Here is a 22,047-nt window from a genome sequence, read left to right as displayed (position 1 = left end):
ACGGAAAAAGTTTAGGTGCGTTATCTGTAGCTGATATCGCCTATTTAAAGACTCAAAATAGTAAATCTGCGGGTACTGTCAAATATTCACCAGATACTGGTAATTTTACGTTGGCAGATCGGGCATAAGAATATCCAGTGTATGGGTCCTCGGACTTTCGTAGAGGCGCGATTGATGTGAGTTGCAACCAGGAGCCGTGGTATTTAGATTTTAAGTTTGCTGATTATTCAATTACATCAGACAAGCCTCGAAATTTAAAGACGCCTGAATCATATGCAATTGGAAATGAAGAGGCAACACAATTAAATATACGATTAGTTGATGATCAACATCAGCTTGAATTGACCGAACACTTTACAATTTTTGACAATCAGAGTGTTGTTGTTCGAAGTACAACGGTCAAAAATTGTACGAATAAGCCGGTTAATATTGAAAATATGATGAGCGCGGTTTTGGAGTTGCCGGACGATAATTTTCAAATGATTAATTTGTCGGGGGCATGGCTCAAAGAGCGGCATGTGAAGTTTCATAATTTGGAACAAGGCACGGTTGCAGTGGAATCGTTAAAAGGGGCGTCAGGGCATCAGCATAACCCGTTTATTGCTTTAGTGCGGAGCCAAGACTTAAATCAAGGAGAAGTCTATGCCAGCAACTTGATTTATTCCGGTAATTTTATTAGTCAAGTTGAAGTGAATGAATGGCACAAAACAAGACTAATGTCAGGGTTAAACCCGACTTATTTTGGATGGAAATTGGATGTAAATGAGAGCTTCAAAACGCCCGAAGCAGTCATGTATTATAGCGACCATGGTATCAATGGATTGATGGATGCGGCTGCCGGTTTTACGAAAAAGCATGTGATTGATCGTCGTTGGCGTCAGCGAGACCGTCCAATTGTGTTCAATAATTGGGAAGCAACTTATTATGATTTTGATGAGCAAAAGTTACTTAAACTAGCTCGCCAAGCGAAACGGATCGGAATGGAATGTTTTGTTGTTGACGATGGCTGGTTTGGGCAGCGTAATACTGACCGAAGTTCGTTAGGAGATTGGCGAGTTGATCCTCGAAAGTTTCCAAATGGGATTGCTGCATTTTCAAAAAAAATTCATGCTATGGGGCTGCAAATGGGTCTCTGGTTTGAGCCTGAGATGGTCTCACCTGATACAAGTTTATATCAAGAACATCCAGATTGGGTTGTACGACATCCTTATAAGTGTGTGTCGATTGGTCGTGGTCAGTACGTGTTGGACTTCGCAAATCCAGAAGTGGTTGAATCAGTCTATCAGCAGATAAAACCGGTCATATTAGCCGCTGAGTTAGATTATATGAAATGGGATATGAATCGAAATATTACAGAAGCATATTCACCGTATTTAACTCGCCATAATATTCCACAAACTGAATTTTTTCATCGGTATGCGCAGGGCGTTAACCAGTTATATCAGCTGATTCTAACTGATTTTCCTGATATGTTGATTGAAGGGTGTGCTGGTGGCGGCGGTCGGTTTGACCTTGGAACTTTATTCTATTGTCCACAAATTTGGCCAAGTGATGATAGTGATGCGGTGGAACGCTTGTCTATTCTGACGGGGACAGCACTTGCTTATCCGCTGTCATCGTTTAGCAATCATGTTTCAGCAGCACCTAATGATCAAGTTGGGCGGCAAACATCGCTAGATTTCCGACAAATGGTTGCTGATTTTGGTCCACTGGGATATGAACTGGATATTTCAAAATTGCCATTAGATGAGTTGGAACAAATTAAGGAAAATATTGCGTTTTATCGTCGTCACCGACAACTGTTTGTCAACGGCAGATTCCGTCAGTTACAGTCGATTGACCCACAGTCCAACGAAGTAACCTGGAGCGTGGAAAATACTGATAAGACAGAATTTTTTGTGGGATTTTATCGAAAATTAGCAACGCCAAATTCAGGTGTTTTAAATTATGTGAAGTTGCCAATGGTTGATCCAAACCTGACCTATCAAATTGATGGGCAGGAAAAGGTTAGTGGAGCTGTGCTTCAACACTTAGGCTTGCGCCAACCTTATCAATTTAATGGTGCTAATCGCGATACGGCAGAGTTGTACGGGGATTTTCAGGCGCATTTATTCCATATTGTGAGCGTTGAGTGACTGCGGGGTGCATGATGAATAAGTTAGAAATGGTTAAAGGCTTTTTACACGGTGGTGATTACAATCCTGATCAATGGTTAAAACGGCCTGATATTTTGCAACAAGATTACCAATTGATGGATCAAGCACATATTAATACGGTTACAGTGGGTGTTTTTGCCTGGGCACGACTTGAGCCACAAGAAGGTGTTTATGATTTTGACTGGCTCGATGAGGTGTTTGACAAGATGAACCAGCGAAATGGACACGTGATTTTGGCAACGCCAAGTGGTGCAAGGCCGAGGTGGATGAGCCAAAAATATCCTGAGGTTAATCGTGTGGATTCTGATGGGCGCCGGCATACGCACGGATTCCGGCACAATCATTGCTATTCATCACCAATTTATCGTGAAAAGGTCCATGAAATTAATACTCGGCTCGCCAAACGCTATGGAAACAATCCGGCACTGGTATTGTGGCACGTATCTAATGAATATTCAGGGGGAGTGCTATTGCCCTTTATGCCAACTTAACTGGCGAAAGTGGGTGAAGCACAAGTATCAGACGCTTGATGCTTTAAATGATGCTTGGTGTATGAGTGTGTGGAGTGGGCTGTATAGTGATTGGTCACAGATATTGCCGCCATCACTATTAGGCGATAGTAAAGTGCATGGCATGGATTTGGATTGGCATCGATTTGTGACTGATATGACCGTTGATTTTTTTAATCAAGAAATTCAACCGTTGAAGAAACTAACGCCGAATATTCCGGTCACAACTAATTTCATGGCTGAGAGCTTGAAAGAAGGACAATATACGCCACTAACAGGACTGGATTATGGTAAATTTGCGAAGTCCTTGGATATCATAAGTTGGGATAGTTATCCAAGTTGGCATAATCAGTATGAATCAACCGCAGAAACAGCTATGAAAACAGCGTATGTCCATGATCAGTTCTGGTCTTTAAAGCAGAAACCGTTCCTAGTTATGGAATCAACACCTAGTTGTGTTAATTGGGGACAGTATAATAAAGCTAAGCAACCAGGCATGCATCGGTTGAGCTCATTTCAACAAATTGCCCATGGCTCGGATAGTACTTTATACTTCCAAATTCGACAGGCACAGGGCAATTCTGAAAAGTATCACGGAGCGGTGATCGGTCATGACGGTAAGTCTGATAATCGAGTTTTTAAAGATGTGCAACAGTATGGTCAAGAGCTGCAAAAAATTGATGAAATTAAAGGGGCTAGCAAGCATGTACGAGTCGCGATACTATTTGATTGGGATAGTAACTGGGCTTTGAATCGCGGCGGTGGGTTTGGTCGTCCTACCAGACTAGGGATTCAAACGCTACAAAAGCACTATGCTGATTTTTGGAAACACGATATTGCTTGCGATATTATCACGAGTACGATGGATTTTTCGAAATACGATCTGTTAATTGCACCGATGATGTATATGGTGATGCCAGATATGTTGGCGAGAATACAACGCTTTGTTGAACATGGCGGCACACTAGTTTCAAGTTATTTTTCTGGTATGGTTGATAGCAATGATCGGGTGAACTTAGGTGGTTGGCCGCAATCGTTACAGGATGTTTTTGGCGTTGAACCGCAAGAGCTAGATACGTTATTACCAGGTGAGCACTATCATGTGAAGTTCAATCAACGGGAATACGAGACAACTGATTATGACCAGGTATTGAAAGCAAATGATGCTCAAGTTTTAGGGATTTACAGTGATAATTTTTACGCAAAAACGCCCGCAATTACGCAGCACCAGTATGGGAAAGGTACCGCGTACTATATTGGTGCGCGGCTATCTTCAGCGTTTATTCAAGACTTTTATGATGGGATTGTTCAGGACCTTCATTTGGAGAATCAGTTCGTTAGACATAGTAATCCAGTAGTTTCGATACAGACTCGTTATAAAGGCGCATATGCTTACCATTTTGTGATGAACTTTTCCGAGACGGAACAAGAAGTCGAGGTGCAACAGGCGTCGGTTGATATGCTTACAAATCGTTCAATTGCAAAGCAAGTACGACTAGGTAAATATGACGTCATGGTTTTAAAAGAAAAACGACGTGATACGTTGGATTAAAACCCTCAAACCAGAACCAAAATAACCCCTACACCCCAAATGAGCCCTGCCGGCAAACGCTGACAGGGCCCATTTCATATTTAAAAGGATTTCATCAAATATCGCACCAAAATGAGTTTAAAGGCGCAGTTGCAATTATCAAGCGCAACTAAATCTAATGCTTGACCGGCAATTCCATACCCATGCTGGCCTGATTTTGCCGCGTGACGAGGTAATGAACGGTCCCGAAGACGGCGCCGACTAGTGCAGGTACGAGCCAGTCCATTCCGCTGCTGGCTAGTGGCAAGTAGCTTTGGACGTGTGCCATGGCTTGACCAAAGGCACTTTGGCTAACGACTGCTGGAAACGCTGCGACCATGTCGAAGACGGCGGGAACAACGGTGAAGACGACGACCCAGACGTAAACGACGCGTGACTTATGGAAGAGCGGCGACAGAATGGATAAGAAGATCAAGGCCATCGCGAGTGGGTACAGGAACATCAAGACGGGTGTGGACCAGGCGATGATTTGATTGAGCCCGACGTTCGCCGTCAAGAATGAGGCGAGGCAGGTGATGCGTAACCAAGCTTTGTAGCTCAAGAAACCGAAATGTTTATGGAAGTCTTGGGCAAAGGCGGCGACTAAACCAATGGCGGTCGTCAAACAGGTCGTGACGATCAAGACGGCTAACACGGCCTGCCCGACTGTCCCCATGTAATGATTAACGATTTGGTCAAAGGCGACGCCGCCATTATCTGATAATTTGAAGCGACCGAGGGATTGTGCGCCTAATAAGATCAATAAGACGTAGATCAACCCTTCAAACGCCATGGAGAAGAAGCCGGCGCGGGCAGTCACCCAGGCAGCCTTGTTAGGATCCGTTTGGCCCATAAAGTTAACGGCCGTGACGATGGTGACCCCGAGTGCGAGACCAGCCAGGGCGTCCATCATGTTGTAACCTTGCAAGAAACCGTTGGTGAACCCAGCACTCTGGTAAGCTGCGGTGGCAGTCGTGCTACCAGCATGTGCTAAGGGGCTACTAAAGGCGACGGCGAAGATTACTACGAGCAATAATAAGAATAATGGATTTAATAATTTGCCGACGCGGGCCATGATCTTGCTTTGCTCAACGGAGAGGTAGTAAGCCAGACCGAAGAATGCGGCTGAGAACAGCAGGAGTGCCAGTGATTGGTACTTGGCTGGGAAGAATGGCGCTAATCCAACGGTGAACGAAACGGTGGCCGTCCGCGGTGTCCCGAAGAAGGGCCCAATCGTGAAGTGAATCAGGACCATGAAGACGACCGCAAAAGTTGCACCCAAGGGCCGACCGATATCGTAGACCCCCTTTGATTTAGTGACACAAACGGCCAGAACGGAGAGTAACGGTAATAACACGGCTGTTACGAGAAAGCCCACGGCCGCCATGCCCCAGTGTGAACCAGCTAATTGGCCGAGATGTAGCGGAAAAATCAGGTTACCAGCCCCGAAGAATAGGGCGAAAATCATTGAGCTTAAGGTGACATAATCACGTTTGGTCAAGTTGCGTTTTTGGATACGATTTAGCATAAAATCAGCACTCCTTTGTGTATTCGGGTCAACGATTGCTCGTAATGACGCCTTTAAAAAGTTGCGATTAACCAAAAAACGCCCTGATATCTGAGTTAGACTCAGAAACCAGGACGTTTTTACACGTGTTACCACCTTAGCTTTGTGACCGCATTGCTACGGACACCTCAGAAGGTACGGCAAGTGACCGGCCACTTGCGATACCCGGGCTCAATAATGGGAGCAACCAACAGCAACTAACGAGACGCTCGTCACTGCCACTCAGAACTGATTTTCAATTAGCTAGTCGTGATGTCATTTCACCAAGCTGACACTCTCTAAACACTGCTAGGAAATTTACTTTGTTCGTCAACGTGTTTGTTAACCGTTTTTTAATGTGGTTCTAACTTACAACCGTGAAGATTATTTGTCAATCTTTTTTTGAAAATCGATTGGAAAATATTTTTTGGATACTGACAGACCGGGGATTGTGGGCTAGAAGGGCTGGAGAGACGCGATTGGCGCCGCTGATTGGCACATTAGAACCTCAGATTATCAGGCGTTATTGGCAGTTGTCGCTAAGTTAGTAACTTCAACGTACAGGGCGTGGTCAGTGACATAAAAATAAGAATGTGTGTACAACATGCTATAATGTACACACGAAAATACGAGGAGGATTATCGATGAGCGAAAACAATTCAGATCACATCAAAATGTTCAAGAACGGCAATTCATTTGCTTTCCGGGTGTCTAAAAAAGACCGGGAAGCGCTAAACGCCACGAGTGAGACTAGTTTTGAAAAAATTGTTTCCCCTGACGGCCGGGAAATCACATTTCGCAAGGTAGCGGATGAGCAGACCGACCTGTTAGCGATGGCCGACCATATTCTGGACCAACACGGCGACTTATTGAAACGACTGGAGGACTTATGAGATACATAAATAAGCAATTCCTCATTGACCTTAACCAAGATATTATCAAGCGTGCCGATAAGAAATATGGCGGTGTTCAGTATTCGCAGGGGCTTGAAATTGTGATTGAACAACCGCAACAGGTCTTGTTTGGCAAGGAATTGTATCCTAATATCTGGATCAAGGCCGCGTTTATGATTCAGAAAATAACGAAGAAGCATATCTTTGTGGATGGTAATAAACGGACCGCGTTCTTCAGCGGCATTATATTTTTGTACGCGAATGGCATTCAATTGAGTTATACCGATGATGAAGCCGTGGTACTGATTCTGGACGTCACGACCAACCCCGACACGGATGAAGTGATGGTGGCGTTAGCGGAGTGGCTGAAGGCCCACCAAGTCCCGAATGAAGCTTAAATACTGAAACGCTATTCGCTACAAACTAGTGGATAGCGTTTTAAAATTGATTAATGACCACCGATAATCAATGTGCGCTAATTTTTTGTGAAAAAAACACGTTAGCAGGTGCGGAATCGGCTGGAAAGTTGGATAATAGCACTATCAAGTAATTTGTGAGGAGGAACCGCCGATGACGACTAGTGACGAACAGAAGCCGCAATGGCAAGTGAATCAGAACCGCCACACGCGTTTCCGGACGATCGTGAGTGTGTTGCGCAAGTACAATGTGCTGAGTAATCTGGCGCGTCAGAAGAATCCTGACCAGGTTCGCGCGGCATTCGAAGAACTGGGACCCACTTTTATTAAAATCGGGCAGATTCTGTCGTCACGAACGGATATCGTTAAGCCGGAGTTCGCCAATGAATTCAAAAAATTGCAGAATAATGTTCGCGCCGACGATTTCGACGTCGTCCAACAAACGATTGAGCGGCAGACGGGTAAGCCAATCGATGAAATGTTCGCCCAATTCGATGAGCAGCCGTTTGCATCCGCATCAATGGGGCAGACCCATCACGCGACCTTACTGAATGGTCAAAAAGTGGTGGTCAAGGTCCAGCACCCGGGCATCGATGCCGAAGTGGCACTAGATATTTCGCTGTTCGAACGGGCATTACCACTGTTGCGCTACATTCCGGAATCGTCGGTTGTCGACATGCAGGAAATGGTGGCGGAAATCAAGCGGTCGCTGTTTAACGAACTGGATACGAGCATTGAGGTCAAAAACGGCTCACGCTTTTACCGGTTGAATGACGGTGATGATATCATTCGCGTGCCGCGCGTCTACGGCAAGTACAGCACGCAAAAAGTTCTGGTCAATCAGTACATGTCAGGCACGACGATTCAACATTTCATGGCTAAGGTCCTGGCCGCAGATGAAGCGGGTGATCATCAATACGATGAAGAGCGCCGCTACCTAGCGAATGTGCTCGTCCAGAACTTTCTCAAGCAAGTGTTCCAAGATGGCTTTTTCCATGCGGATCCGCATCCCGGCAACATCTTGTTACGCGAGCTGCAGCCGAGCGATATCGGGTACAATGACACGGTTCCGCAGCGCGTGGGCAAGCTCGGTAAACGCCAACTGCCGCCGTATCGCCTAGTTTACCTAGACTTTGGCATGATGGGCGAAATCAGCCCGGCACTGATGGCGGGGATTGCGAACGTGGTCGTGGCTGTCACGACGGAGGACACTCATCAAGTCGGTAAGGCGATTCTGGCCATTTCCAATCGAACCGGGGCAGTTGATGAAGAAGCCTTCTTCAGTGAGCTCGCACCGTTTTTGAGCCAATATTATAATTCGGGTTTGGGCGACATTGACTTTCAAGGATTGCTATTTGAGATGGTCAAGGTTTGCCGGAGCAACAACATTCAGATGAATCCAGCGGTCACGATGTTAGGCAAGGCCTTTGGGACGATTGAAGGCATCGTTGAAACCTTAGACCCGACCTTGTCGATGATGGATGTGGCCCGCCCATTTGCCCGCAAGTATATTCGCGAAAACTTTAATCTGCGCAATGAGCTAGAGGACGGGTTGTTGGCCAGCTTGCAGAGCTTACGGGATGCGCCTAAGATCCCGTCGCGCCTGTTGTCGGCTTTGGATACCTTTGAAAACGGGCAGACCCGCGTCAACTTAGTGTTTTCACACCGCAAGTTATTTATTGACCGTATCGATTCAATGGTCAATAAAATCGTGCTCTCAGTGATTTTAGCCGCACTGATCGTCGGGTCCTCGTTACTTGTCCAGAGTCATCCGGATAATAGCTGGATCACGAACATCGGGATTTTCGGTTATGTGTCGGCGGTCGTCGTGATTATCGGCCTGCTGATTGGGACGCTGCACTCGTGGTATACCCATTGGCGGCGGAAATAGGCAAGTTTAGAGCCGAATGCGATCTGAGTCGGCCTTGCTTGCGGACGGGCTCAAAGGCAGTTATGACGTCATTATGGTAAACCAGTGTTTCAGCCGATAAAAATTAAAACTAAAAAAGTGCGGCCATGATTTCAATGACGAAATCATGGCCGCACAGTCGTTACTAGTCAATTAAATGGCTTAGTCTTCTGAACCCATGGCACGGGCGCAAAAGGCAGCTAAGATGGCACCAACTTCAGGTGCTAAGATGTAGACCCATAGGTGTGATAAGGCGCTACCACCGGCGAAGATTGCGGGACCAATTGAACGGGCAGGGTTCAAAGAACCACCGGTCAAGTTGAGGGCGACGATGATCAGGAAGGCCAACGTTACCCCAATCGTCAAACCGGCGAAGTCCGCGTTACCATGGTCGTTGCTGGTGACGTTCAAAATCACCAGTAAGAACAAGAAGGTAACGAGTGCTTCAACGAAGAAGGCCATCCCACTACCGATTTTTGGAAAATCAGTTTGTCCGAGTGACGTTGCGGATAAGCCTAACGCGCTGACGAAGGACTTAACAGCTGCGGAAGCGACGATTGCCCCAATAATTTGGGCGATGATGTAACCGACCGCGTCGGCGGCATCGATTCGGCGATTGATCAACATCGCGGTCGTTACAGCCGGGTTGAAGTGGCCACCTGAAATACCACCAAAGGCATAGGCGGAGACGGTGATGGCTAACCCAAAGGCTAATCCAATGGCGAGGACGTCACCCTTGGCGATCACAACGGTCGCGGTCCCTAAGAACACTAACATAAACGTGCCGAGAAATTCGGCGAGATACTTGCGCATATTTGCACACTCCCTTTTGGAATAATTGCTAACCTAACCTATTTTACAATAACTATCAGCTAAAACGAGGCTTTTTGCTCAATTAATGGCAACTTGCCGTAAGTTTTTGATAATTATATTTATTAGCTGGTTATATCCTTTGCCTTGATGTCATGGGATTTTGAGAAGTTTTCAGCGGATTTCAAAACCCGCATATGAAAAATTTGTTGTTTGCCAGCGATAATTACCACTGGTCAGTATGATGAGGCACTGACCTAACGTGCTGTAACGGTTGATATTCGGCATGCAAGATACTTAAAACGCGCCAATTTCTCAGTTTAAAAGCAGTAGCCGTGACCCAGTTCCAGAAGGCGGCCAACGAACAGCTAGCCAAATCAAAAACAAGATTCTGTTCTATAATAGTAACGACAGTAGTTGCTAGCATTAATGAAAATCATTCAATTTGTTTCACGTGAAACAGTAAAGGAAGGTTGAATTCATGGCGTTATCGTATCAAGCATTGTTAACGGCAGTTCCGGTGGTGTTAAAGGCGGGCAACGTACCTAACATTGTCGGTGAAGCGGGCATCGGTAAATCAGCGCTCGTCGCGGATGTGGCGCGAAAGCTTGGGGCAAAACTATTTACGACGGTCGTCAGTCTTTCTGAAAAGGGCGATTTAGCGATTCCAGTGCCGCCGCTAACGAGTGACTCGTTTATTCAGACGCAACACTATGGTCAATTGGCGGATGTCCAATTTGGCTATTCTCACACGCTGATTGAAATCATTCAATACGCCGAAGCCCATCCGCAACAGCCAATCTTATGGCTGCTCGACGAGTTTAACCGTGGGACGCAGGCAGTTCAAAGTGAATTGATGAACCTCGTTTTACAACGTACGATCAATTCGTTACGGTTGCCCGAACAAGTTCAACTGATCCTTGCCGAAAATCCCGATGCCAGTATGACCGGCTTCGAACAGAGCACGTACGGCGTCGTTGCGGGGGACGCGGCCATCAAAGACCGGACCGTCCGTTTAGTGATGCGCGCGGACCCAGCGGACTGGCTAGCTTGGGCGCAACGTTCTGATGAACAGCGTCAGCGGCCCAATATTCATCCACTCGTCCAACAGTTTATTAGTGAAGATGTGACCCGTCTCAATCAGACGGATGTGCAGGCGGACTTAACGGCGACGCCCCGTGCCTGGGAACGCGTCTCAGCCAACCTATATGAACTCGAACAGCTACCAGATGACCAACAAACACTCGTCGCACTCGATATTTTTCAAGGTGATATCGGCGCCACACTGGGGCTGGCCTTCTATCAATTTATCGAGCAGCAAGCCATTCACGTGACACCGGCGATGCTGTACGAAGCTCAACCCGTTGGTGCCGTGGTTCCCGCACCAGTCTTGAAGCAATTCACCGCGATGAGCGAACTGCAAAAGAGTACGGTGCTGGCAAGTTGCTTGCAGCTGACGGCGACTTATCCGTTGACTGATGACCACAACGCCGGACGGTTTATGCAACTATTGCAAACGCTCAGCCAGGATGGTCAGTTTGCGCTGGTTCAGCAGATTGGCCATCAGCGCGACTTGCTAAAACAGCTCTATACGGCCAATGTCGCCAAGCAAAGTCCGTATGTCACGGCGCTATATCAATATTTACAACAAGTCGCAAGCTGGTCGAATCAATGAAAAGGGGGTGCGGTCGATGCTGAATAACGCCGCGGAATATGCCAATTGGCGCCAAACGATGTTGACGACCGCGCCAACGCGTCCGGCGCAGGAAGCTGCGACAATGCTCAGTCGCGCCATCATTGAGTTATTGGCGACGGACCAGTTTTATGGCGAATTACTGACGCGCTTGCCCCGGCAACTGAATGCTGAGTTGAACGCGCCCTTTGCCTTAAGTTGGGTAGACAACCAGCTCCTCTTACAGTATGCCCCGCAAGCCTTAGCTCAGACGTTTACTCGGTTCGACCAGTTACAAGCCGGCCTCAAACACGTCGCGTTACACGTGGTGTGGCAACATCCATTGCGCTACCGCAATCAAGTCGCCACGCAGCAACGACTCGTGACGTTAGCGACGGATTTGGCCGTGAATCAGTATGTGAGCGGGTTGCCAGCAACGGCGATTTCGCTGGCTCAGATACAGGCGCAGGTGCCCGTCACGTTACCGCAACGCGCGGATTCGGGGACTTATTTACGATTATTGCGCCAACAACAGTCAACTGATCCAGAACAGCCGAATGCGGGCCAGACGACTCAATCCACACCACAAGGGCCGCAACACCGCCAACCAAGTACGGGCCGGGAGTCGCTGCCAGCTACTGGCGCCATTGATGATACTTGTCAATGGTCGGCAAGCGGCCAGTTGACGAACCCTAATCTGGCGCAATTACGTCTACGCCAATTAGCCAAGGATGCGTGGCAACAAACGACTGAAGCCGGTCGGGGCCTGGTTGCGGGCCACGTCGCCGCACAATTGGATGTCCTTAGTCAGCCGGCACAAATCGACTGGCGGCAATTATTAGTCCGAGGATTAGGCCAAATTCCGAGTGGCAAGAAGGCCTCACACGCTCGCTTTAATCGGCGCCAACCTGCTCGCATGGAATTGCCCGGTCAGATCAGTGATACTCGTTTGGATTTACAAGTCTACGTTGACCAGTCGGGGTCCATCAATGATGCCTTATTACGCCAGTTGTTGGCTCAAGCCGCCACCTTGACTCAACTGTTAACGGCGACGATTACGATCAAACCGTTTGATGCAATCGTCCAACCAGGTCAAACGTATCAGGCTAGTTTCCCGCAACAGGTGCGGTTCGCTCGCCATGGTGGCGGGGGAACGGCCTATCAGCCGATTTTTGACGACTTGGCCCGGCATCATCAAACGGCTGCGACAACGCTGGCGCTCATCTTGACGGACGGTCGGGGTGAGGCTCAGATTGACGCGCATCATTTTACCAATGTCATTTGGTTATTGGCGCGGCCAACTGACAAGTTATCGATTCACCCCGTCGTTGGCCAGGTCGTTAATTTGAATTTAGGAGATGATCCCGATGGCTCAGCCACTTAATCCAGATGATATGCAATCATTATTGACACATGACCGCCGTTATCAGCGTGCGGCCGCAATTCTTCACGACCAGTGGCAACGCGTCTCGGCGGAAGAAGACCTCGCTTATCGCCAGCAGATCACGGTCGACGATCTACGGTTTGCCAAGGCGTTACTAGCTAGTGAAACGCTGACGAGCCCCTTTGACTTCGACCATTACGCCGGTGCTCAACAGCTGCGCCAGCACTATGGTAGCCAGCTGACTAGCGCTGCGCAAAATTGGTTGGTTCAGAAATATGTCTAGTGGTGTTCAGTTTACTGGCCATGAACGATTTAACATCAATTAATAAAATAAAAATGCAGATGCTAAAAAACCACAGTTTTCCGATTCATCGGAGAGCTGTGTTTTTAGTAGGTGCAGTTATTAACGCGCTAAAAATTGGCGCCAAGCTTGTTCACGCAGCGTAATATCTGGGTGAGCGCCCTGACGAAGACGGGTTTGGAGGCCAATCCGGGCTTCGAGTAAGGCCTGGGCAAGGGCGGTACTGGATTGCGTGTTGATAATCTGCTGACTCGCTTGACCCTTTAAGATGACGGCTGACATCAAGGTCAAGTAATCATTGTAGAACCAATCAACGGCTTGCTGGACATCGGTGTCAGTTGTCCCGAATTCAGCGACCGCATTGGCCATCAGATCACCTGCTGGCTGGTCGGTGTTAGTTAAATCACGGCTAAACAGCATGCTGAGCACCGTCAACGCATCAGCGCCGCTTTGTTCGAGCTGTTGCATCGCTTGCGTACAGCTTGTGAGCGTTTGTTGATGGTAGCGACTTAGCGCGCGGAGGTAGAGCGTATGCTTGTCACCAATGGCATTATAGAGGCTCTGCTTTTTGACGCCACTGGTCGCGACGATTTCATCCATCGACGTGTGATAGTAGCCTTGTTGCCAAAATAAAGACATAATTTTTTCAATAACTTGATCATCTTGAAATGTTTTCTTAGCGGGCAAAATCGAGGCCGCCTTTCTGATTTGAAATAAGTATTTCAAGTATACCATAGCCGGATTAGCGATTTGGTAAATATAATTGAACGGCTAAAATCGTTTGCTCAAAGGGACTTTACTGTTTTGAAATTGGATTTTAATTGAGCACAATTAGTTGCATTTGGAAATTAAATAAAATTAGGGTTATTAAATCGATTACATCAGTTTATAAATTGAAGATAAGTTAAACAAACGGCGTAGCGTTGCGGGACTATTCCAAATTGATATAGCAATTCAATAGTTATAAATATCAGAACTTTTACCTAATGTTACTTCTCATTAAAGTCTAACAACAATATAATGTTGATGACTTATTTAGTTAAGGCGGGTAACTACTAGCGATTATTTGACCATAAATGGCAGGCTGAAAAGCTTGATGTTAAACTGATTGCAGTAGTTTATATCAAAATATTTGTATTCGTCATAATATTAGAAACGCCTCAGAGGTCCGTTAAAAAGGCGTTTTTAATCAATGATTAAGGGGCAACATTAATTGACAGCGATTCCAATACCATGATATATTTTCGTTGCTGATAGGGTTACTCACAACGATTCACTATTAGTACCAAGAGTTAATTAGATTAATCAAACGTCAGTCAATTACTGGAAAGGAGTGGTCGTATCAAATGGCAATCTGGCGGATTAATAATCGGGCTCAGCCAACTTATTAGCATTCCGGTGCTGGCTGATACCCAAACTGGAACTTACCATTTAACGGTCACTTCTAATTCAGGTGTGACTGGCAATCCCGTCAAAGGACCGCTACAAGGAATCTTACCGCAGATGAATGAAGTACAGCAGTGGATTCTACTCGTTATCGGGGTCTGCGGACTAAGTTTGTTAATATTCTTAATTCTAATCTGGTGGCGCAACCGTCAAACAATAAAGGAGCAACCAAAATGAAAAAATATATTGGAACACTTGTTGCAGGCATGACACTTATGGCAGGCTTACCACTCGTTGGGCAAGCAGCTGATAAAACGACTGAAGCACAAGTGAAGTTGGAACAAGATGAAAATAACAAGGACATTACGTTAGATGAAGCCCCAGCCTTGGATATGGGAACGGTTACAATTGATAACACGACGCAAACCAAGACTGCAGATACGGTCACAGGTAGTGTGAAGGTGACTAACCCCGGTAATACGGATGGCTGGAGTGTTCAAGTCGCGGGCTCCAAGTTTTTAAATGGCAGTCAGGAATTACGGGGCGCCGCATTAACATTCAAGAATGCCAGTGTGACGGCTGATGATGAAGCCAACGCTTCTAAGAACCCAACTGCACCCGATGTAACGGTGAACGAATCTAACCAAATGATTTTAGGCGCCGTTGCCAATGAAGGAATCGGTAAGTTTACGAGTGCTTATGCCAAGACGGACGTTTCTCTGTTAGTACCTGCTGGTAACTCAGCTGGGGCTTACACTTCTACGCTGACTTGGACATTAGGCAACGCCCCTAGCTAATTGAGAACCAATGGACCAAAGGAGAGCTGAGGTGTGACCGATGAGAATGGGATTGTTGGTGACAGGTCGGTTACTAATGATGGCCGTTAGTGGGCTGATTATTAGTAATTGGGGCTGGAGCGTGACAACGCAAGCTGCAGATAGACAGTCACAGGTGCAGGTTAAGTTGACCCCGTCGGACGATGACGACGCAGTTTCTCCGGTCGATCCTGATGATCCCAGTAAGACATACCCTGGTGATCCGGCAGATGAAGGTAACGTGACCGGAACAGGCTCACGGGGCAAGTTAACCATCGATTTCGTCAGTAATCTTAAGTTTAAATCCGTCACGACAACCGGTGGCCCCGCTACGGTGACGGCACAAAATGAGCGAGCGATGATTCAGGTCACTGATCGGCGTGCATCGGCAGCTGGCTGGACACTACAAGTAACGCCCAGCCCGTTACAAAGTGGTCAGCAGCAGTTAACGACCTCGTTGAAGTTAGGCAGTGTTCAACTCAAACCGGGGACGGGCAATGTCAGTGCCGCCCCGAACGTGGTCAACACCGGCGAGCTCGTGACAGGTATCGCGAACAACGTCGTCACTGCCCAACCGCAATCGGGCTTAGGCACGTGGTTAGTTATTTTGAATCGGGGCGATGAACTGACACAACTCCAGATTCATGACCGGCAACTCAGTGCGGGTGATTACACCGGTACGTTAGCCTGGTCATTAAACAATGCACCTAGTTGAATGGTTTGATTGAAGCTGCTACTCGTCAAGAATGGCAGCTTCAATCATACATAGCACGTCACTTACCGTTGAAAGAAGGAAGGGTAACCCATATGAAAAAAATATTTTGGCAGTTAATGGCAGTTGTTGCTGTGATTGGGGCCAGCTGGACGATGCGCGCGCAGGCCGACGATTTGAACTATACGGTTCAAGCTGATTTGCCTAACAATCAGATCAATCAAAAAGTCTCTTACTTTGATTTAAAAGTGACCCCCGGCCAAAAACAAAATCTGACGTTGCATATTAAAAATAGCGATAGTAAGGAACACCGCTACACCGTCTCACCTAACTTAGCGGTGACGAATGATAACGGAATCATTGACTACAGTCAGGCCAACGCGAAGGCGGATGATTCACTGAAGTTTAACATCAAGACTGCGCTTTCCAAGAAGCAGGTTGTCACGGTGCCCGCCAAGTCCAGCCAGGCAGTGACCATCCAGTTGAATGTCCCTGAAAAAACATTTAAAGGGGTGGCACTCGGCGGGATCAACATTGTTCAAGAGTTGAGTGGTAAGAAGCAACAGGCCAGTAGCGGGATGGCCATCAATAATCAGTACGCCTATGTGATTGGGCTCCAGTTACAAGAGTCCGATAAGACGACCATCAAGCCGAACATGAAGTTGCATTCCGTGAAAGCCGAACAACGCAATTACCGGAACTATGTCTCGGCGAACTTACAAAATGATCAACCGGTCATCATGCACGGACTCAAGATCAAGAGTTATGTGACCAAGGCCGGGAGTTCTAAGAAAGTGCTAACGACGAATAAAGAAAATATGTCGATGGCTCCGAATAGTAACTTCAACTTTGCAATTGGTGATGGCAACAAACAGCTCAAAGCTGGCAAGTACACGTTACATTTAACGGCGACAGCGGATAAGGGCAAGTGGCAGTTCACTAAGAACTTCACCATTACGGACAAGACGGCCAAAGCGCTCAATGATACGGCTGTGACCGAAAAACAAACGAACTATTTCTGGTGGCTTGTGGCACTCGGCGTCGTCATCATTGCCCTATTAGGCGCAATTATCTGGCTACTATTGAAAAACCGCCGCCGTCAGGATTAACTAGCGAGAGGAGTTTTCAACATGTGGAAGGGACCGAAACAAATACTTGTTGCATTAGCGGCATTAACCGGGTTATGGGCCGGGACCGCCCAGATTCAAGCTGCGGACGAAGCGTCGTTAGCAACGGCACCGTCTGGCTTGAATCAGTTGGATAAACTCTTCACGCTTCCTGCCGCGTTCAATAGCGGGGTGACGAATAGCGCTAGTATCGCGAACGTCACTAATGCTAGTTCACCAAATACGCAGGCGATTCAAGTGATCAATGGCAAGAAACAAATGGGTGGCTTTTGGTCAAATGATGCCAACCGTTTTGACATTAACAAGGATGCCACTTTCAAGATGTGGCTATACTTGGGGTCATCAACGAGTACCAGTAAGGCCGGTGACGGGATGGCCTTCGTCTTGCAAAATGATCCGAACGGGACGACGGCTTCTGCTCAAGTCAGTTCGTCCAGTATTATTGGGGAGACCCTCGGCGTGTGGGGCGTCGATACCAATAATAAATTACAGGATGGCGATGAATTTGCCAAAACTGCCATCCAGAATAGTTGGGCCTTAGAGTTTGACACCTATACCAATACATCGACCGGTTATAGCGATGCGGGTAAGGGTGACGCCTTTGATAATGGGATCAAGAAACAACATATTGCGACCGGCTACCCAGGTAGTGCGAGCCAATATATCAATAATTCAGTCAAGAGTCTCGATATCACGGGGATTTTCTGGTCAACGCGGTACTTCTTTACGCAGGACCACCATGATTTAGTCGATAGGACGCTGGGTGACAGTAAGTGGCACCACCTCGTAATGAACTGGAATGCCGCTAGCAAGACCATGACTTACACGTTTGACGATGTGAACCCGGACGGCTCGGCAACTGGTGGTGGCTTTACTCAGAGTGAAGTGCTCGACACTAGCAAGTTCAACAGCAGTGATGGCTTGATGCGTTGGGGCTTCATGGGCGCGACTGGGAGTAACTCTGGGAACAACATGGTTGTGATCGAAAGTGTGCCGAATCTCGTCGATGCGAGTGCGGCGGTCAAAGTGACGGATAAAACTAAGAACCGTGAAATCACCACCGGCAGTCAGTTGAAGGCTAAGCACAAGGTCCAATATGACTATCAACTCACGTATCAGAGTGGTCAATTAGATTGGGATAATATCACGGCCGAGCTGAATTTGCCGAAGTACGTGACGTTTGATAGCGCGAAAGTGACGTATGCAGATGGCAGCGAACAAGCTTTGACCGCGCCAACTGCGGACGCCACTAAGGTCGACTATAGCTTGAATAAGGCCTTGTCAGCCAGTCAGAAGACGGCGACCATCACGCTTACCGGGACGGCCAACGATGTGACGGTCAACCAAAATACGACGGTCACCAGCGCGACGTTCAAGAATAAGGTCTTCGAGACGTCAACTGAGGCGCCTGATTATCTGATTACGGTCGACCAGCCGATGGGCATCTATATTCGAAACAATCCTTACACCGTTGCCAATGGTGAGGATGTCACGATCAAAGGAATCGTGGCCGTTGAAAACTCCGAACAATTGACGAATGATAAGGTGACGTTACATCCCACGGTCAATGGCCAAGAAATGCCGACGGTGCAGATGAGTAACGACGAAGAATCCGGGTTCTTTAGCTACAAGATCAAAGCCAGTCAGTTACATGTCGGCAATGATAATAAGCTTGAAATCTGGGCGTCAGACCCTTATGAAAATGAATCACCAGTTGGTGTCGCCAATATCACGGTGACCGGTGGCGAACTGAGTTTTAAGAGCGTCTCCAAGAACAGTACGTTCAAATCGATCACGCTTGATGGGCAAGCCCAAACCACTGATCGTGAAGACGACTGGCAACTGGTCGTCCGTGACAGTCGTGGTAAGGGATCCAGCTGGCAATTGCAGGCAAGCGCGACTAACTTCAAAACGACGGGTGGTCAGACGTTAGCGGGTGACGTGCTCTTCCGCGAAGGTGATAAGACAACGGTTCTGAATAGCAACGGCACCGTAATTGACAGCCATACGACGACCAGTGATAATGACGACTATGACGTCTTATCTGACTGGACGAGTAAGTCGGGTATTCTGTATAGGAGTAACGCCGGGGCTGTTCCTGGTTCATACACCGGTGACATCACGTGGACGTTGACGGATGCACCAAAGTAACGAGTGGTTGGCGAATAAAAGAGAAGATGAAAGCTCTTACAAGTGAACGCTTGTGAGAGCTTTTTCTTATCGTTTGATGATTAGTTTAAGGGCAGTCATGATTTTTATTAACGACCCCTGTTAATCGAATTAATAAACGGGTTAATTCCCATAAATGCTGTAATATCGGCAATTCGTTATCCCTTGATTAGTGAAAAAAGTGCGTTTTTTGCGTGTTTTTGGTTGCGTTTTCTTTTTCGTTTAGTACAATGTAATTGTTACCAAATACATGTTGCACAAATATGATTGTGAATATAAACACATTTAAGGAGCGCGTTTAATATGAAAGTTATCGTAATTGGTTGTACTCATGCCGGAACTGCTGCTGTAAATCAAATCTTGGCGTCAAATCCAGAAACAGACGTCACGATTTATGAACGGAATGACAATGTGTCATTTCTCTCCTGTGGGATTGCCCTCTATCTTGGTGGTGAAGTTGCCGATCCACAAGGGCTCTTCTATTCCAGTCCAGAACAATTAGCCAAATTAGGCGCGAATGTTCATATGCAACATGATGTGACCGACGTGGATACCGAAAATCATGAAATTACCGTTACTGATTTGAAGACCGGCGAGTCCAAGAAAGATCATTACGACAAATTAGTTGTTACAACTGGTTCATGGCCTGTAATTCCACCAATCGATGGTATTGACAGCCCGAACGTTTACCTCTGCAAGAACTGGACGCATGCCCAAAGCTTATGGGAAGCTGCCAAGCCAGCTAAGCGCGTCATCGTTATCGGTGGTGGCTACATTGGGACTGAATTAGTCGAAGCCTATCAGAAGCAAGGTAAGGAAGTTACCTTAATTGATGGCTTACCACGGATTTTAAACAAGTATTTAGACAAAGGCTTCACTGACCGGGTCGAAAAAGACTTCGTTGACCATGGCATCAAGATGGCCTTAAATCAAATGGTTAAAGGCTTCAGTGATGATGGCAAGGAAGTTACCGTTAAGACTGACAAGGGCAGCTACACCGCTGATATGGCGATTCTCTGTGTTGGTTTCCGGCCAAACACCAGCCTATTAAAGGGCAAAGTTGACATGAACCCGAATGGCTCCATCAAGACAAATGACTACATGCAAACATCTGACCCTGATATCTACGGTGCCGGTGATTCCGTTGCGGTTCACTACAACCCAACTAAGAAGGATGCTTATATTCCATTAGCTACTAACGCGGTTCGTCAAGGGACTTTAGTTGGTTTGAACATCTTCAAGCCAACCCGGAAGTACATGGGGACGCAATCAACTTCTGGTTTAATGTTATTCGGCAAGACAATCGTTTCTTCAGGGATGACCTTGGAACATGCACAAGCTGAAAAGGTACCTGCAGAAGACGTTACCTTTGAAGATAACTACCGTCCAGAATTCATGCCAACCACGAAACCAGTTCTGATGCAATTGGTTTACAACCCAGAGACGCGTGAAATCTTAGGGGCCCAATTCATGAGTGAACATGACGTTTCACAATCAGCCAACGTGATCTCAGTGATGATTCAAAATCACAACACAATTGATGACTTAGGCTTTGTTGACATGTTCTTCCAGCCAATCTATGACCGTCCGTTCAACTACTTGAACTTATTAGGTCAAGCAGCCATCGCTCATGCGGCTGAAAAAGTGACTGAATAATTGAAATAAACGAGTTATTTTGACTCGAAAAAGATGCGCCGCTGATCCGAACAAGACATGTTTCGGATCAGCGGCGCATCTTTTTTTGCTGGTGTCGGGTTGGGTGGCACAACGGTTAATGGTCAGTCGTTGCTGAGATAGGGCGCTCCCCACACGCTTGCGTTGAGAAGATTGACCCTACTATTAATGGCGCGGGTGCCTAGGCCGCTTGGTAGTCAAAGTTTAAGTTGTCGGTAGTCGTAAAGCTCAAAGTTGTCAGCACTTGTCCCATAAGTGAATCTGGTTGAGATAAAGCTAATTTGAGCTGCTGGAGTTTTAATTCGACGGTGCCGAATGCCACGAGTCGTTCCAGAATTTCCGTTAAGGGGGCGACATCATGATTAGCGTCCGTCAGCTGGACTGTCAACGTTGCTTGGTGGGCAGCCATATCAATTGGCGCAAACCCGACCTGTCCGCAGAAATCATTGGTAGTCCGATCAGTAACGCCCCAAATCAGCTGACGATCGTTAAAAATCTCGCGCATCACTTGATTGATACGGTCGGCCGTCGCTGCCATGGTCATGGTCGTATCGGTCGTTTGGTAGAGATTGAAGACGTCGACCACGCGGACTTTCGTGAGCCAATCAAATGCATAGTGCGGCGTCAAAATAGGATGGTATTTTTCAAATTGTGACATCAAGCGCGTGCTCCTTTAAATGAGTTATTTCGATGTGAAACGATAAGTCTATTGTACCACGGGTCTGGGGGTGGGCTGGGTATGGATGATTTGGACTAGTAACTGTTTTGAATATTCCACCATAAAGCACTTAGTCTTCTAAAAAAGTAAGCACAATTATATCTCATGTGAAAAATCATTACATTTCAAAAAATACTAATGATTTTACTCGATGTTATAATAAAGGCTTACTTTTAGTCTGCTATCAGCACCACCAACCCCACCAACCCCACCAACCTAAAAATCGGTCCTCCGAGTCACAAGCTCGAAGAACCGATTTATTTTAGTTATTTATTTTAGT

Annotated in this window: 16 protein-coding genes, 1 pseudogene and 1 other annotated feature; of the genes and pseudogenes, 13 read left to right on the top strand and 4 right to left on the bottom strand. The window is 46.9% G+C overall.

Annotation, left to right across the window (positions count from 1 at the left end):
- Nucleotides 1-137 precede the first annotated feature (137 nt).
- Together KGF70_RS13620 and KGF70_RS13615 are read left to right on the top strand one after the other, a co-directional pair.
- Nucleotides 138-2,135 (top strand): alpha-galactosidase, encoded by a 1,998-nt coding sequence (locus KGF70_RS13620; protein WP_216769093.1) that lies wholly within the window; start codon nucleotides 138-140, stop codon nucleotides 2,133-2,135.
- A gap of 14 nt (nucleotides 2,136-2,149) precedes the next feature.
- Nucleotides 2,150-4,217 (top strand): annotated as a pseudogene (locus KGF70_RS13615) (beta-galactosidase).
- Nucleotides 4,218-4,371: 154 nt separating this feature from the next.
- On the opposite strand, the gene brnQ reads toward KGF70_RS13615, so the two are convergent.
- The gene (gene brnQ, locus KGF70_RS13610) at nucleotides 4,372-5,763 is read right to left on the bottom strand and encodes a branched-chain amino acid transport system II carrier protein (RefSeq protein WP_216769094.1); all 1,392 of its coding nucleotides are present in this window, start codon (nucleotides 5,761-5,763) and stop codon (nucleotides 4,372-4,374) included.
- Nucleotides 5,764-5,869: 106 nt separating this feature from the next.
- Nucleotides 5,870-6,124, bottom strand: a binding site (T-box leader).
- Between the two features lie 301 nt (nucleotides 6,125-6,425).
- Here brnQ and KGF70_RS13605 point away from each other — a divergent pair.
- The 3 genes from KGF70_RS13605 (at nucleotide 6,426) to KGF70_RS13595 (ending at nucleotide 8,981) form a co-directional block, all read left to right on the top strand.
- Complete coding sequence (locus KGF70_RS13605) at nucleotides 6,426-6,674, top strand: AbrB family transcriptional regulator (RefSeq protein ID WP_050338248.1); 249 nt, start codon at nucleotides 6,426-6,428, stop codon at nucleotides 6,672-6,674.
- Complete coding sequence (locus KGF70_RS13600; protein ID WP_216769098.1) at nucleotides 6,671-7,072, top strand: type II toxin-antitoxin system death-on-curing family toxin; 402 nt, start codon at nucleotides 6,671-6,673, stop codon at nucleotides 7,070-7,072. Before KGF70_RS13605 ends, KGF70_RS13600 begins: the two co-directional genes overlap by 4 nt.
- A gap of 172 nt (nucleotides 7,073-7,244) precedes the next feature.
- Nucleotides 7,245-8,981 carry an AarF/ABC1/UbiB kinase family protein gene (locus KGF70_RS13595; RefSeq protein ID WP_050338250.1) on the top strand — a complete coding sequence of 579 codons (1,737 nt, stop codon included), beginning with the start codon at nucleotides 7,245-7,247 and terminating at the stop codon, nucleotides 8,979-8,981.
- Nucleotides 8,982-9,161: 180 nt separating this feature from the next.
- Here KGF70_RS13595 and KGF70_RS13590 read toward each other — a convergent pair whose 3' ends face one another.
- Nucleotides 9,162-9,812, bottom strand: coding sequence for an MIP/aquaporin family protein (locus KGF70_RS13590; protein ID WP_122211908.1), 651 nt, complete (start codon nucleotides 9,810-9,812; stop codon nucleotides 9,162-9,164).
- 478 nt (nucleotides 9,813-10,290) lie between these two features.
- Between KGF70_RS13590 and KGF70_RS13585 the strand changes: the two genes are divergently transcribed.
- From KGF70_RS13585 to KGF70_RS13575, 3 genes are read left to right on the top strand one after another with little or no spacing between them, the layout of a single operon-like run.
- Nucleotides 10,291-11,484, top strand: coding sequence for an ATP-binding protein (locus tag KGF70_RS13585; RefSeq protein ID WP_216769101.1), 1,194 nt, complete (start codon nucleotides 10,291-10,293; stop codon nucleotides 11,482-11,484).
- Between the two features lie 16 nt (nucleotides 11,485-11,500).
- A complete protein-coding gene (locus tag KGF70_RS13580) occupies nucleotides 11,501-12,865 on the top strand; it encodes a VWA-like domain-containing protein (RefSeq protein ID WP_216769102.1) in 1,365 nt (454 codons plus the stop codon).
- Nucleotides 12,849-13,148 carry a hypothetical protein gene (locus KGF70_RS13575; RefSeq protein WP_050338254.1) on the top strand — a complete coding sequence of 100 codons (300 nt, stop codon included), beginning with the start codon at nucleotides 12,849-12,851 and terminating at the stop codon, nucleotides 13,146-13,148. Before KGF70_RS13580 ends, KGF70_RS13575 begins: the two co-directional genes overlap by 17 nt.
- 120 nt (nucleotides 13,149-13,268) lie before the next feature.
- On the opposite strand, the gene KGF70_RS13570 is transcribed toward KGF70_RS13575, so the two are convergent.
- Nucleotides 13,269-13,853 (bottom strand): TetR/AcrR family transcriptional regulator, encoded by a 585-nt coding sequence (locus KGF70_RS13570; protein ID WP_216769103.1) that lies wholly within the window; start codon nucleotides 13,851-13,853, stop codon nucleotides 13,269-13,271.
- A 932-nt stretch (nucleotides 13,854-14,785) separates the two neighbouring features.
- Here KGF70_RS13570 and KGF70_RS13565 point away from each other — a divergent pair.
- The 5 genes from KGF70_RS13565 (at nucleotide 14,786) to KGF70_RS13545 (ending at nucleotide 21,031) form a co-directional block, all read left to right on the top strand.
- Entirely contained in the window at nucleotides 14,786-15,349 is a 564-nt protein-coding gene (locus KGF70_RS13565) for a WxL domain-containing protein (protein WP_088770490.1), read from the top strand.
- Nucleotides 15,350-15,389: 40 nt separating this feature from the next.
- A complete protein-coding gene (locus KGF70_RS13560) occupies nucleotides 15,390-16,082 on the top strand; it encodes a WxL domain-containing protein (RefSeq protein WP_216769105.1) in 693 nt (230 codons plus the stop codon).
- 92 nt (nucleotides 16,083-16,174) lie between these two features.
- On the top strand, nucleotides 16,175-17,188 hold the full coding sequence (locus KGF70_RS13555; protein ID WP_216769107.1) for a DUF916 and DUF3324 domain-containing protein: 1,014 nt from the start codon (nucleotides 16,175-16,177) through the stop codon (nucleotides 17,186-17,188).
- Between the two features lie 21 nt (nucleotides 17,189-17,209).
- A complete protein-coding gene (locus KGF70_RS13550) occupies nucleotides 17,210-19,357 on the top strand; it encodes a cell surface protein (RefSeq protein ID WP_216769109.1) in 2,148 nt (715 codons plus the stop codon).
- A gap of 321 nt (nucleotides 19,358-19,678) precedes the next feature.
- Complete coding sequence (locus KGF70_RS13545; protein WP_216769111.1) at nucleotides 19,679-21,031, top strand: FAD-dependent oxidoreductase; 1,353 nt, start codon at nucleotides 19,679-19,681, stop codon at nucleotides 21,029-21,031.
- 199 nt (nucleotides 21,032-21,230) lie between these two features.
- Here the strand turns inward: KGF70_RS13545 and KGF70_RS13540 are convergent, their stop codons facing one another.
- Nucleotides 21,231-21,707, bottom strand: a complete 477-nt coding sequence (locus KGF70_RS13540) for a GNAT family N-acetyltransferase (protein WP_216769113.1) — start codon at nucleotides 21,705-21,707, stop codon at nucleotides 21,231-21,233.
- Nucleotides 21,708-22,047 lie beyond the last annotated feature (340 nt).

This window comes from Lactiplantibacillus sp. 7.2.4, assembly GCF_018991185.1.
GTDB classification, from domain to species: domain Bacteria; phylum Bacillota; class Bacilli; order Lactobacillales; family Lactobacillaceae; genus Lactiplantibacillus; species Lactiplantibacillus pentosus.
This window is presented reverse-complemented; position numbering and strand designations above follow the sequence as displayed.

What these genes read in the sequence shown, in the direction of transcription:
- brnQ (WP_216769094.1), bottom strand. Translation starts at nt 5,763, where the DNA reads ATGCTAAATCGTATCCAAAAACGCAACTTGACCAAACGTGATTATGTC.
- KGF70_RS13605 (WP_050338248.1), top strand. Translation starts at nt 6,426, where the DNA reads ATGAGCGAAAACAATTCAGATCACATCAAAATGTTCAAGAACGGCAAT.
- KGF70_RS13600 (WP_216769098.1), top strand. Translation starts at nt 6,671, where the DNA reads ATGAGATACATAAATAAGCAATTCCTCATTGACCTTAACCAAGATATT.
- KGF70_RS13595 (WP_050338250.1), top strand. Translation starts at nt 7,245, where the DNA reads ATGACGACTAGTGACGAACAGAAGCCGCAATGGCAAGTGAATCAGAAC.
- KGF70_RS13590 (WP_122211908.1), bottom strand. Translation starts at nt 9,812, where the DNA reads ATGCGCAAGTATCTCGCCGAATTTCTCGGCACGTTTATGTTAGTGTTC.
- KGF70_RS13585 (WP_216769101.1), top strand. Translation starts at nt 10,291, where the DNA reads ATGGCGTTATCGTATCAAGCATTGTTAACGGCAGTTCCGGTGGTGTTA.
- KGF70_RS13580 (WP_216769102.1), top strand. Translation starts at nt 11,501, where the DNA reads ATGCTGAATAACGCCGCGGAATATGCCAATTGGCGCCAAACGATGTTG.
- KGF70_RS13575 (WP_050338254.1), top strand. Translation starts at nt 12,849, where the DNA reads ATGGCTCAGCCACTTAATCCAGATGATATGCAATCATTATTGACACAT.
- KGF70_RS13565 (WP_088770490.1), top strand. Translation starts at nt 14,786, where the DNA reads ATGAAAAAATATATTGGAACACTTGTTGCAGGCATGACACTTATGGCA.
- KGF70_RS13560 (WP_216769105.1), top strand. Translation starts at nt 15,390, where the DNA reads ATGAGAATGGGATTGTTGGTGACAGGTCGGTTACTAATGATGGCCGTT.
- KGF70_RS13555 (WP_216769107.1), top strand. Translation starts at nt 16,175, where the DNA reads ATGAAAAAAATATTTTGGCAGTTAATGGCAGTTGTTGCTGTGATTGGG.
- KGF70_RS13550 (WP_216769109.1), top strand. Translation starts at nt 17,210, where the DNA reads ATGTGGAAGGGACCGAAACAAATACTTGTTGCATTAGCGGCATTAACC.
- KGF70_RS13545 (WP_216769111.1), top strand. Translation starts at nt 19,679, where the DNA reads ATGAAAGTTATCGTAATTGGTTGTACTCATGCCGGAACTGCTGCTGTA.
- KGF70_RS13540 (WP_216769113.1), bottom strand. Translation starts at nt 21,707, where the DNA reads ATGTCACAATTTGAAAAATACCATCCTATTTTGACGCCGCACTATGCA.